This window comes from Cupriavidus sp. FW305-3-2-15-C-LB2 (genome assembly GCF_058787575.1).
This window is the reverse complement of the sequence record NZ_JBYSZW010000011.1, coordinates 51,490-63,938: the sequence shown is the minus strand read 5'-3', so window position 1 is coordinate 63,938 and position 12,449 is coordinate 51,490. Positions and strand designations below refer to the sequence as shown.

Genomic DNA, 12,449 nt, shown 5'->3' with positions numbered 1-12,449 from the left:
AAACATGGACATCGATATCCGCACGCTGCTCAGCCGCCTCAATCCCGAGTGCCGGCACGCGATGGAGCAGGCCGCCCAGCTTTGCGTCCGGCAGACGCACTACAGCGTCGACGTCGAGCACCTGCTGCTGCAATTGCTGGAAGGCGGCGCCACGGACCTGCAGGCGATCCTCGCGCACTTCGACCTGGCGCCCGCGCAGGTGGTGTCGCAGCTGCAGAAGGCGATCGACGGCTTCAAGCGCGGCAACGGCCGCACGCCGGCGCTGTCGCCTAACTTCTCGCCGCTGTTCCAGGAGGCCTGGCTGCTCAGTTCGATGCTGCTCGGCGAGCAGCAAGTGCGCGCCGGCACGCTGCTGCTGGCACTGCTGGAGGTGGAAAGCCTGCGCGGCATGCTGCTGGAATCGGCGCCGGCGCTGCTGCGGATTCCGCGTGCGGCGCTGCGCGAGGCCCTGCCCGCGCTGCTGGGGGCATCCGCCGTTGGCGGCGGGCCCGGAACCGATGCAATCCCGGCAGCGGCGGCCACGCCAGCGTTCGGCATGCCGCAGCGCGGACCCGGCAGCGGGCAGGCATCGGCGCTGGAGCAGTTCACTGTCGACCTGACGGCGCTGGCGCGAGCGGGAGCGATCGATCCGGTGCGCGGGCGCGACAGTGAAATCCGGCAACTGATCGATGTGCTGCTGCGCCGCCGCCAGAACAACCCGATCCTGACCGGCGAGGCCGGCGTGGGCAAGACCGCGGTGGTCGAAGGCTTTGCCCAGCGCATCGTCTCCGGCGACGTGCCGCCGGCGCTGCGCCAAGTGTCGGTGCGCTCGCTGGACCTGGCGTTGCTGCAGGCCGGCGCCGGCGTCAAGGGCGAGTTCGAGAACCGGCTCAAGTCCGTGATCGCCGAGGTGGCGGCCTCGCCGGTGCCGGTGATCCTGTTTATCGACGAAGCGCACCAGCTGATTGGCGCCGGCGGCAGCGAAGGGCAGGGCGATGCCGCCAACCTGCTCAAGCCCGCGCTGGCGCGCGGCGAGTTGCGCACCATTGCCGCGACCACCTGGGCCGAGTACAAGAAGTACATCGAGCGCGACCCAGCGCTCGCGCGCCGCTTCCAGATCGTCAAGGTGGACGAGCCGGCCGAGGCCGCGGCCGTGGACATGCTGCGCGGCATGGTGCGCAAGCTTGAAGCGCACCACGGCGTGGAGATCCTCGACGACGCCGTGCGCGACGCGGTCAAGCTTTCGCACCGCTATGTCTCGGGCCGGCAGTTGCCCGACAAGGCCATCAGCGTGCTCGACACCGCCTGCGCCCGCGTGGCGGCGGCGCAGAGCGGCGTGCCCGAGGCGATCGAAGCGCTTGGGCGCTCGATCGAAAGCGCCGAGAACCAGCTGCGCATCCTGCGCCATGAGGCGGCCACCGGCACCGGGCGCGCCGACGAAATCGCTGCCGTCACGCGCCAGCGCGACGAAGCCCGGGCGCAGCACGCGCGGCTCAGCGACAAGCTCGCCACCGAGAAGCTGGCCGTCGAGGAAATCCTGGCCTGGCGCCGCCGGATCGCGGCGTTCCTCGAGAAGGAGAGCCAGGCCGAGGCCGGTGCCGACGGTGTGGCGAGGCATGAGGACGACGACAACGCCGACAGCGCGGAGTCGCTTGGCGCCAGTCTCGCGCGCCTGGAAAAAGGCCTGGAGGCGGTGCAGAACGATGAGCCGATGGTGCCGGTATGCGTGGACTCGGCCGCAGTGGCCGAGGTCATTTCGGGATGGACCGGTGTCCCGGTCGGCCGCATGCTGGCCGACGAACTGCACACGGTGCTGTACCTCCAGGACAAGCTCGGCGAGCGCGTGGTGGGCCAGGACGAGGCCCTCGACGCGATCGCGCGCCGCATCCGCACGTTCCGCGCCGATCTCGATGACCCGGGCAAGCCGGTCGGCGTGTTCCTGCTGGTCGGCCCGAGCGGCGTCGGCAAGACCGAGACCGCGCATGCGCTGGCCGACCTGCTCTACGGCGGCGAACGCAACATGATCACGGTCAACATGTCGGAGTTCCAGGAGGCCCACAGCGTGTCGGGCCTGAAGGGCGCGCCGCCGGGCTATGTCGGTTACGGCCGGGGTGGCGTGCTGACCGAGGCGGTGCGCCGCCGCCCGTACAGCGTGGTGCTGCTCGACGAGATGGAGAAGGCGCATCCCGACGTGCTGGAGCTGTTCTTCCAGGTCTTCGACAAGGGCGTGATGGAAGACGGCGAAGGCGTGCCGATCGATTTCCGCAACACGGTGATCCTGCTGACCTCGAACGCGGCGCAGGACGTGATCACCGAGGCCTCGCGCGGCGGCCGGCGCCCGCCGCCGCAGGAACTGGTCGAGAAGCTGCGCCCGGCGCTGCTCAGGCAGTTCAGCCCGGCGTTCCTGGCGCGCCTGGTGCTGGTGCCGTACTACCACCTGGGCGATGCGCAGATCCGCAATATCGTCGACCTCAAGCTGGCGCGGCTGGCGCAGCGCTTTGCGCGCAACCACAACGCGCGCCTGAGCTGGGACGAGGCGCTGGCGCAGGCGATCACGCAGCGCTGCACCGAGGTCGACAGCGGCGCGCGCAATGTCGACCATATCCTGACCCAGTCGGTGCTGCCGGAACTGGCGCGGCGCGTGCTGGAGCAGCTGTCGATCTCGGAGCCGTTCGGCGGCGTGCATCTCTCGCTCGACACCGGCGGCGGGGTGGCGTTCCGCTTCCTGCCGCAAGCGGGGTGCTGACGCATGATCCCGACACAGGCCACCCAGGCCGGCAGCTTCGCGACCCTGGCCACGCCGTTTGGCGGCGACGTGCTGCTGCTCGACGGCTTTGCCGGGCGCGAGGCGCTGTCCGAGCTGTTCCGCTTCAGCCTGCGCATGCGCTCGGCGGACAAGGCGCTCGACGCGGGCCGCATCGTGGGCCAGCGCCTCACCGTCACGCTGCAGCACCCGGGCGGCGCGCCCCGCTACCTGAACGGCATCGTCACGCGCTTTGCCCACGCCGGCGCCGACCACAACCATGGCTTCTACACCGCGGAACTGGCGCCGCGGCTGTGGCTGCTGACCCTCGGGCGCGACCGCGCCATCTACCAGAACCTGTCCGCGCCGCAGATCATCCGCCGCGTGCTGCAGTCCTTCGACGTGGCGTTCGAGGCCCGCATCACGGAAACGCGCTACCCGGTGCGCGAGTACTGCGTGCAGTACGACGAAAGCCCGTTCGACTTCATCTCGCGGCTGATGGAGGAGGAAGGCATCTTCTACTTCTTCACGTTCGCGGACGGCGCGCACACCATGGTGCTGGCCGACAGCCCGTCGGCCCACCCGCCCGGCGCGCACTGCGCCGACCTGGCGATGCACGACATGGAGCGCCCGCAGGCCGGCGCGGCACGGATGCTCGCCTTCGGCATGGCGCGCCAGCTTGGCGCCGCGACGCAGGTTCTGGCCGACTACGACTACCTGCAGGCCCGGACCTCGCAGGGCACCGCCCAGGCCGGCGCGGCGCCGGTGGCGCAGCAGTACGTGTTTCCCGGCCGGCACAAGGATGCCGCCGACGCCAGCCGCAAGGCCGCGATCCGGGCCGGCGCGCAGCAGGCCCAGGCGCAGACGGGCATGGGCGAGAGCGCGTGCCACCACCTGGCCGCGGGCATCCGCTTCACGCTGCACGGCCACGTCGATCCCGCGCTCGATATCGCCTACGTGGTGCGCGCGGTGGAGCATGCCTGGAGCGGTGATGCCTATGGCAATACCGTGTCGGTGTTGCCGCTGTCGGTGCCATTCCGCGCGCCGCTCAGCACGCCGCGGCCGCTGGTCGCCGGCACGCACACCGCGACCGTGGCCGGGTCCCAGGGCGAAGAGATCTGGACCGATGCGCATGGCCGTATCAAGCTGAAGTTCCACTGGGACCGTGCGCCCGGCGCCAACCAGGACAGCTCATGCTGGGTCCGCGTGGCGCAGGCCTGGGCCGGCGCCGGCTGGGGCCACCTGTTCCTGCCGCGCATGGGGCAGGAGGTGGTGGTCAGCTATGTCGATGGCGACCCGGACCGGCCGCTGGTGACCGGCAGCGTCTACAACGGCCAGTCCGGCGTACCGGTGCCGCTGCCCGCCATGCAGACGCAGAGCGTGATCCGTTCGCGCGCATCGAAGGGCGGGTCGGCCGGCAATGAGCTGCGCATGGAAGACAAGGCTGGTGCCGAGGAGCTGTTCCTGCGCGCCCAGCGCGCCATGACGGTTTCGGTGGCAGACACCTTGTCCACCATGGTGGAGGCGGGCGGCGAATCGCACCTGGTCAAGGCCGGCGACCTTGCGCTCGAAGTGCGGTCCGGCAATGAAACACACAAGGTGAGCGGCACGCGCCAGGTCAAGGCGGACGGCGACGAGACCCACACCAGCGGCGCGGCGTTTGCGCACGACGTTGGCGGCAACTACAAGCTCACGGTGGCCGGCAACCTGGTGATCGAGGTCGGTGGATCGATCGCGTTCAAGGCGGGAACCTCGCTGCAGTGCGAGGCCGGCACCACGTTGAGCAGCAAGGCCGGTACCACCCTGAGCAACGAAGCCATGATGGTCCGGCAGAATGCGTCGGCCGCGCAGACGGTGGAAAGCGGCGGCATGCTCGAGCTCAAGGGCGCCCTGGTGAAACTGAACTGAGCCGCGGAACAGAGCCATGACTTTAGCTGCCCCGACGCCGCCCGATCCAGGACCCGCCATGGCCGAAGCTTATGACGGCGATGGCCGCCTGGTGTCGCGCGTGCCGCTGGCCGGCGGGCGCCCCCACGGCAGGTTCGAGTGCTTCCATCCGGATGGCTCGCTGCGCCTGGATGCCGAATACGAACATGGCGAACTGGCGGGGCTGCTGCGTGCCTATGCCGCCGATGGCAGCCTCGAATACGAAGCGCATTATGCCGGCGGCCGCCTGCACGGCACCAGCGCCACCTACCGCAACGGCCGGCTGGAGACGCGCCAGCTGTACGCCGACGGGCAGCTCGCGGGAGAGAGCGTGTGCTACGCGCCGTCCGGCGAGGTGACCGCGCGCTGCGTCTACCGGCAGGGCCGGCTCGAGGACGAGGCCGTCTATGCGCATGAGGGCGCGGTGGTGCGCCGCAGCCGCTACCGCGCCGGCAGGCTCGAGGGCGAGACCCGTGAGTACGGCGCCGGCGGCACGCTGGCGCAGTCGCTGCCGTACCGCAACGACCTGCTGCACGGCATGGCGCGCAGGTTCGACCCGGAAGGCGAGGTCATCGCCGTGCGCAGCTACGCCGACGGCAATCCCCGCGGCGACTGGCAGGCGATCGCACCCGCCGATGGCGAGGAGGGCGCGGCAGTGCCCGCCGGCTTTGCACAGCGTCTCGAACGCTGGCTGAGGGGTTAGCCATGGCCTTGCAGGTCACCATGGGCGCGACCATGCAGTGCAGCTTCGGGCTGGCGCCGTCCAGCCTGGTCGTGCTGCCGCTGGGCCGCGTGCTGGCCGGCACCGGTGCGGCCAGCGTGATGGACCACCTGCCGATGGTGAACATCCCGCCCTTCGGCATGTGCAACTGCCTGGGCAACCCGCAGGTGGCCGCGGCCACCGCCGCGGCGCAGGGCGTGCTGACACCGATGCCCTGCGTGCCGGCGACGTCGGCGCCGTGGCTGCCGGGCGCGCCGACCGTGCAGATCGGCGGCGCGCCGGCGCTGCAGGACAGCTCGAAACTGATGTGCGCATGGGGCGGCGTGATCCAGATCGTCGCGCCGGCGCAGGCCACCGTGATGACCCCCTGATGACCGCCGAGGCAAGCATGACCTACGTATTCTCGATGAGCTCGCGCATGGTGACAATCGCCGTGACCTGCGCGGTGCTGCTGTGTGCGCTGTTGTTCCTGATGGGCGTGGAGATCGGCGCCCGCCTGGGACGGCCTGGCGTACTCCAGCGTGCGGACACCGCACCCATGGCCGTGGCGCCCGCGGCCCCGGCCACTGCCACGCTGCCCGCCGCCACCCAGGCGCCCGCCATTGCCGTTGGCCTTGCCGCGGCTCCAGGCGCGCCCTCGACTCCCTGAAACATGAACCGTTTGACGCCATGTCGCTGACTCCCGTCCCTGATTCCCGCCGCGCGGCAACACGCGCGTGGCGCTGGCTGGCGCGCGCCCTCGCGGGCGCCGCGCTTGCCCTGCCGGCCGCTGGCCATGCGCAGGCCACCTACACGCCGGCACCGGCCCACCCGGCGGCATCGTTTGCCGCGCAGGGCGGGTTGCCGGAAGGCGCCCCTGCGCCAGTCTCCACACCGAACGGACTGGTGTTGATGCCTGACGGACGCCTGATGGCGCCGGAGTTCGCCCGCATCGCCAGCCGCGGCGAACTGGTGGTCGCGGTGCTGAAGGTGGACCAGCCCCCGTTCTTCCAGGAGCGCAACGGCGAGCTGAGCGGGCTCGATATCGACCTCGCGCGCGAGCTTGCGCGCAAGCTCAACGTGCGGGTGCGCTTCAACCGCGACGCCACCACCTTCGACGGGGTGGTCAAGCTGCTGGCGCAGGGACAGGCCGACGTGGCCATCAGCAAGCTGTCGCGCACGCTGCCGCGCATGCAGATCATCAGCTTCAGCACACCTTACCTGCGGCTGAACCGCGCGCTGCTGCTCAATCGCGTCAAGTTCGCTCAGATGGCACGCGGCCGGCCGGTGCCGGAGGTGATCCGCGCCTATGACAGCTCGATTGGCGTGGTCGGAAATTCGTCGTACTCGGAGTATGTGGTGAACAATTTCCCCAAGGCCTACGTCACGGCTTATCCAACCTGGGATGAAGCCCTGAAGGCGCTGAACGACGGCCGCGTCGCCGCGGTGTACCGCGACGAGTTCGAGGTCAAGCGCGTGCTCAAGGCGGATCCGACCGCTGCGCTGCGCCTGCGCGTGGTGACGCTGCAGGATCTTGAGGACACGCTGGGCATCGCCGTCAACGTGTCGGCGCCGGCGCTGCTGGGCTTTGTCAACCAGTTCCTCGCCGAGCGGCCCAAGCGGCTCGAGGTGGCGGACGTGCTGCAGGCGGCCACGCGATGAGCGCGCCCGCCATGAAGCCGGGCGCGGCCCAGGCACAGCGCGCCGCGTCCATGAAGCTGGATGCCGGCAAGCTCTACGCCATTGCCCTCAATCCGTGGGTGGTGATCGGCAGCCTGGCGCTGGGCGGCGCCACCGGGCTGCTCTGGCCCGCGCTGGCCCGGCACCTGGGCGTGGTGGGCGATGTCTACGTGGACCTGCTCAAGATGACCACGCTGCCGTTCATGGTGTCGGCGGTGATCTTCAGCCTGCAGCGGCTGTTCCGCGATGGTGGGGCCTCGCGGCTGATGATCCGCGTGGTGACGGTGTTTGTCGGCGCGTCGCTGTTGGTGGCGCTGGTGTCGGCACTGGTGCTGATCGTGATGCGCCCGGGCAGCAACCTGTCGAGCGCCACCATGGAGACCTTCGGCGCGATGGTGGGCAGCGATGCCACGTCCAGCGATACGGTGATGAACCTCTACGGCGAGGATATCCAGGAGAAGTCGCCGAGCCTGTCCGAAGTCCTGACCAGCCTGATCCCGACCAATATCTTTGCCGCGCTCGCCAACGGCGACGCCCTCAAGGCCCTGGTGTTCGCGCTGATGTTCGGCCTGGCCGTGGGGCGCGTGCCCGAGCGCATTTCCATCGGGCTGAGCCTGTCGCTGGAAACGGTCTACCACGCCTGCCAGAAGCTGATGCACTGGCTCAGCTATCCGCTGCCCGTGATCCTGTTCTGCATGAGCGCGGCGCAGCTGGGCAAGTCCGGACTGGAGCCGCTGCAGGCGATGATGCAGTTCGTGCTGGCGTTCTCTATCGCGTCGGTGCTGCTGCTGGCACTGGCCGTCGGGATCATCTGGAAGCGCTCCAGCCAGAGCCTGGGCGCCACGCTGGACGCGCTGCGCTCACCATTTGCGCTGGCGCTGGCCACGCGCAACAGCGCGGCCTGCATGCCCAGCATGATCGAGTGCCTGGTCGACCGGCTCGGCTTTGCCCGGGTGCGCGTGGAACTGCTGGTGCCGCTGGCGATCTCGCTGCTGCGCGTGGGGCCGATGGTCTATTACGTCTGCGCCACGCTGTTCATCGCGCAGCTGTACGGCCATCCGCTGGGCCTGGTCGATATCGCCACGGTGCTGCTGGCCTCGGTGCTGGCGGGCTTTGCTTCGGCCGGCATGACGGGCCTGGTGATCGTTTCGCTGGTCGGCATGACCTGTGCCTATCTTGGCCTGCCATTCGAGGCCGCATTCATTCTCTTCCTTGCCGTCGACCCGGTCTGCGACATGCTGCGCACGCTGATCCTGGTGGTCGGCAATACCGCGGCGGTGTCGGTGATCTGCCCGCGGCCGCTGAAGCTTTAGGGTCGGCTCATATGAACAACGGAAGTACTGGCATGACCATGATCGGGGTGCTGGGCGGCATGGGGCCGCTGGCGACAGTGGATTTTCTCGATCGCGTGGTTCGGCTTACCGATGCCGTGCGTGACCAGGACCACCTGCCGATGGTGGTGGCGCACCTGCCGCAGACTCCTGACCGCTCGCGCTCGATCCTGGCTGGCGATGCCTTGCCGCTGCCCTACCTGCTGCGCGGCATCGAGCTGCTCAACCGCAACCAGGTGGGGCTGGTGGTGATCCCGTGCAATACCTCGCACCACTGGTATGCGCAACTGAGCGCGCACAGCGCGGCGCCGATCCTGCATATCGCGCGGATCTGCGTGGCGGCCTTGCCTGCCGATACCGGCAGCGTGGCCATCCTGGCCACGCGCGGTGCGCTGGCCTCCGGCATCTACCAGGCAGCGCTCGACGCGCGCGGGATCGCGGCGGTGGTGCCGCCGGAGCCGGTGCAGCTGCAGGTCGATGCCTGCATCCGGGCGGTCAAGGCCGGCGCCCTGGACCAGGCCGGCGAGGCGCTTGGCAGCGCGCTGGCGCGGATCGCGGCGCTCGGCGTCGGCGCCGCGATCATGGGCTGCACGGAAATCCCGGTGGCGGCGCGCGGCCTGGCCGCGCCGCCGCTCATGCTGGTCGACAGCACCAACGAGCTGGCACGGGCGACGGTGGCGTTCGCGCTGGCGCGCGGCTGGAACAAGGCCGCATGAAAGCCCTGAACTGGCTCTCGCACAGCGTGCCCGGGCTGCTCTTGTGCCTGGTGGCGGGCGCGCTCGCCGGCACCGTGGCCGGGCCGCTGGGCCGCTTCGCCTGGCTGGTCGGACAGCTCTACCTGTCGGTGGTGAACATGGCCGCGGTGCCGCTGCTGGTGGTGGCCACCTTCTTCGGCCTGCGCCAGGTGCTGGCGCTGCCGCGCGCCGGGGCGCGTTTCGGCGCCATCTTCGGCACGGCTGCCGGGGTGGTGGGGGTGTGCGCGCTGGCCGGCGCGCTGGCGGGGCTGCTGACCGCGCCGGGCGCGGAACTCCCTGCACAGGCCAGCGAAAAGCTTGGCGCGCTGATCCTCAGCGGCGTGGCCGATGGCGGCGAGGTGCGCGTGGACCTGCATGGCAAGGCAGAGGCCAATACGGACAAGCTGCCGCACGCGCTCGGGAACATCATTCCCGACAACTTCTACCGCGCACTGGCGCATGGCCAGACGCTGGGCGTGCTCACCGGGGCGCTGCTGTTCGGGCTTGCCTTCGCGGCGCTGTCGCGCGAGCAGACCGGCATGCTGAGCAATGTGTTCGAAGGGATCTACCGCACCTTCGAGCAGATCATCGCCCACGCCAACTTGCTGATCCCGGTGCTGGCATTCGGGCTTGCGGCCCATCTGTCGATGCATGCCGACCGCGCCACCATGGGCGCGATGGCCGGGGTGCTGGTCACGTTCCTGATGCTCTGCCTGCTGCTCAGCGGCGTGGCCGCGGCCGCGATTGCCGCCTGCGCGCGGCTGCCGTTCTCGCAGGTGGTGACCGAGCTGAATGGCTCCATGCTGGTCGGCCTGGCCTCAGGCAGCGCCACCGCGCCGATCCCGCACACAATCGAGGCCATGAGCGCGCGGCTGGGTTTTCCGCGCGGGCTGGTGGAGCTGGTGGTGCCCCTGGGCGCGGTGTTCGTGCGCGGGGGCTCGGCGCTGTACTTCGCGCTGGCCACGGTGTTCGTCGCCAACCTGTACGGGCGCCCCGTGGGCGCCGGCGACGTGGCATGGATCGCGATGGCCGCCACCATCGCGGCCTGGCTCTCGGCGGGGCAGGGCGGCCTGGGAACGATCGCCTATGCGGGCGTTGCGCTGTCGGTGCTGCAGTTGCCGGCTGAGGCAGCCGCAGTGCTGCTGCTGGCGATCGACCCGATCTGCGATGGGCCGCGCAATGCCTTGAGCCTGGTCTGCACCTGCGCGGTGATTGCGCTGGTGTCGGTGGGCCTGCCGATGGAGCGCGTCGCGGCGCAGCGGATGGAGGGCGCGGATGGGCGCGCGCACGTGCCGGGCCCACGGCTGCCCGCCGCACAGGCCGCGGCGGTGCGGCTGGTGCTGACGCGCGCGCAACTGGCGCTGGCCAGCGCCTGCGCGCTGCTGGCCGGTCTGCTGATCGTGCTGATGGGCATCGGGGTGGGTGCGAAATGATGCCGCATCCGCAACCACGAAGGAGTCTGATGATGACGACGCCCGTGCATCTCTTATCCCTGCGCCGCGCCGGCACGCTGCTGGCGGCGGCTGCGCTCGCTGGCCTGCTCGGGGGCTGCGCGGCCTCTTCATGGCTGGGCTTCAAGGGGGACAAGGTCAAATGGAAGCAAGTCACGCTGACGGCGGCGGCGGATGCCAACGGCAATAGCCCGGTGGCCGTCGACGTGGTGCTGGTCAGCGACGAGGCCCTGCAGGCCCGGCTGGCGGACCTGCCCGCGGCCAAGTGGTTTGCCGGGCGCAGCGACCTGGGCAGCACCTATCCGAGCGGGCTGCGTTATCGCAGCTGGGAACTGGTGCCCGGCCAGCGGCTGGACGTGCCGGCCGAAGACCTGGAGGGGCCGCGCGTCGCCGCGGCCTATGTGTTCGCCAACTACCAGGCGCCGGGCGCGCATCGCGCCCGCGTCGAGCAATTCAACGGCACGCTTGCCGTGCAGCTCGACAGCGCCGCCTTTACCGTGCTTGTGACCAAATGAACCTGGTTTTTCCTGCCACGGCCGCGTACGGCCCGGGAGCCCCCCATGTCTGAGCGCGCGCTGCCGGTCGATCGGGTTGAATGGCATGAGGGCATGCTGCTGGCGCCCCAGCATCTCCAGCTGCTGGCCGGGCGGCTCGATTCGCTGGTGGCGTGGCAGACACTCGCGGCCGCACCGTTTGGCTGGGGCGTGCGCCGGCTGGAGTTCGACGCCGGGCTGCTGCCGGCGGGCGTGGTGCGCGTGCTGCAGCTCGAAGCCATCATGCCGGACGGCACTGCCGTGTCCTACGCGCGCGACGATGCCCGCCAGCCGCCGCTGGAGCTGGCGCTCGAGCCGTTTGCCGACGCGCTTGCCGGCGGCATGCTGGCGCTTTACCTGACCCTGCCGGTGGCGGCCGCAAACCGCAAGGACGGGCAGGTGCGGCGGTTCCGCTCGGTGGCGGGCGCCCCGGTGGAGGATGAGGTGTCCGAAGCGCCGCCCGCCGACATTCCGCGCCTGCTGCCAAGCCTGGCACTCGATGCCGGCGCCAGGCCGTCGCCGCTCCATGTGTCGCTGTGCCTGGGCGCGGTCTACAAGGACAACGAGATCGTGCGGCTCGGCGACCGCCTGCCGCCGTTGCTGGAGGTGGCACGCGGCAGCGCGCTGTGGACGGCGGTGGCGTCGCTGGTGGCCCAGCTGCGCGGCAAGGCCGCGTTCGTGGCCAAGCAGACCGCGATCCCGTCATCCCGGGCGGACGACCGCCTGACCCAGCTGGAACTGAAGGACCGCTTGCGCAGCCTGGTGACCGCGCTGCCGCTGCTGGAGGCGGTGTTGCGCACGCCGCATCTGCACCCGCTTGCACTCTACCTGGCGCTGGCCTCGGTGCTGGGGTCGCTCAGCCTGCTCAAGCCGGGCGGCCTGCCGCCGGTGCCGGACGACTATGAACACGCCGACCCCATGGCCGTGTTCACGCCGCTGCTGCGCGCGCTGCGCGAGACCCTGGCCGAGGTCAGCGAAGAGTACCGCGAGCACAAGTTCGAGTTCCGCCACGGCGCGTTCGACATCGTGCTGCAGCCGGACTGGATCGGCGAGCGCCTGGTGGTGGGCCTGCGCGGGCAGTCAGAGCGCGACCTGCTGGCCTGGATGTCGGGCGCTGTGGTGGGCTCGCAGTCGGTCTACCCGTCGCTGCGCACGCGGCGCGTGCTGGGCGCGGTGCGCCGTGTGGTCGAGCATGCCGAGGACCTTGGGGTGCGTTCCGGCTCGGGTTACCTGTTGTTCGAGATCGAAGCCGATCCCGCGCTGGTCCATGCCAACGAGGCGATGGTGATCGGCAATCCCAATGAAGGCGCCAGCGTGCAGCGGCCGCAGGAAATGCTGCTGTTCGTCAAGGGCTGACGGCAGACTATCAAGG

The 12,449-nt window shown here is 70.2% G+C and carries 11 protein-coding genes; all 11 read left to right on the top strand.

Annotated features, from left to right (window positions below):
* The first annotated feature begins 4 nt into the window (after positions 1-4).
* Genes tssH through tssK form a run of 11 tightly spaced genes read left to right on the top strand, consistent with a single transcriptional unit; the run spans position 5 to position 12,433 of the window.
* Positions 5-2,725, top strand: a complete 2,721-nt coding sequence (tssH, locus tag AC3WRR_RS10875) for a type VI secretion system ATPase TssH (protein ID WP_011617864.1) — start codon at positions 5-7, stop codon at positions 2,723-2,725.
* Positions 2,726-2,728: 3 nt separating this feature from the next.
* Positions 2,729-4,630 carry a type VI secretion system tip protein TssI/VgrG gene (gene tssI, locus AC3WRR_RS10870; protein WP_492296935.1) on the top strand — a complete coding sequence of 634 codons (1,902 nt, stop codon included), beginning with the start codon at positions 2,729-2,731 and terminating at the stop codon, positions 4,628-4,630.
* Between the two features lie 58 nt (positions 4,631-4,688).
* Positions 4,689-5,351, top strand: coding sequence for a toxin-antitoxin system YwqK family antitoxin (locus AC3WRR_RS10865; RefSeq protein ID WP_011617862.1), 663 nt, complete (start codon positions 4,689-4,691; stop codon positions 5,349-5,351).
* Positions 5,352-5,353: 2 nt separating this feature from the next.
* Positions 5,354-5,740, top strand: coding sequence for a DUF4280 domain-containing protein (locus AC3WRR_RS10860; RefSeq protein WP_011617861.1), 387 nt, complete (start codon positions 5,354-5,356; stop codon positions 5,738-5,740).
* Positions 5,741-5,757: 17 nt separating this feature from the next.
* Complete coding sequence (locus AC3WRR_RS10855) at positions 5,758-6,018, top strand: hypothetical protein (protein WP_011617860.1); 261 nt, start codon at positions 5,758-5,760, stop codon at positions 6,016-6,018.
* Positions 6,019-6,038: 20 nt separating this feature from the next.
* The gene (locus AC3WRR_RS10850) at positions 6,039-7,010 is read left to right on the top strand and encodes a substrate-binding periplasmic protein (RefSeq protein ID WP_010810725.1); all 972 of its coding nucleotides are present in this window, start codon (positions 6,039-6,041) and stop codon (positions 7,008-7,010) included.
* 50 nt (positions 7,011-7,060) lie between these two features.
* Positions 7,061-8,341 (top strand): dicarboxylate/amino acid:cation symporter, encoded by a 1,281-nt coding sequence (locus tag AC3WRR_RS10845; RefSeq protein ID WP_492296980.1) that lies wholly within the window; start codon positions 7,061-7,063, stop codon positions 8,339-8,341.
* Between the two features lie 32 nt (positions 8,342-8,373).
* Entirely contained in the window at positions 8,374-9,075 is a 702-nt protein-coding gene (cuyB, locus tag AC3WRR_RS10840) for a cysteate racemase (protein WP_010810723.1), read from the top strand.
* Positions 9,072-10,526: a dicarboxylate/amino acid:cation symporter gene (locus tag AC3WRR_RS10835; protein WP_010810722.1), complete on the top strand. Its 1,455-nt coding sequence runs from the start codon at positions 9,072-9,074 to the stop codon at positions 10,524-10,526. Before cuyB ends, AC3WRR_RS10835 begins: the two co-directional genes overlap by 4 nt.
* 29 nt (positions 10,527-10,555) lie before the next feature.
* Positions 10,556-11,059: a hypothetical protein gene (locus AC3WRR_RS10830; protein ID WP_011617857.1), complete on the top strand. Its 504-nt coding sequence runs from the start codon at positions 10,556-10,558 to the stop codon at positions 11,057-11,059.
* Between the two features lie 45 nt (positions 11,060-11,104).
* Positions 11,105-12,433: a type VI secretion system baseplate subunit TssK gene (tssK, locus tag AC3WRR_RS10825; protein WP_010810720.1), complete on the top strand. Its 1,329-nt coding sequence runs from the start codon at positions 11,105-11,107 to the stop codon at positions 12,431-12,433.
* Positions 12,434-12,449: the final 16 nt, after the last annotated feature.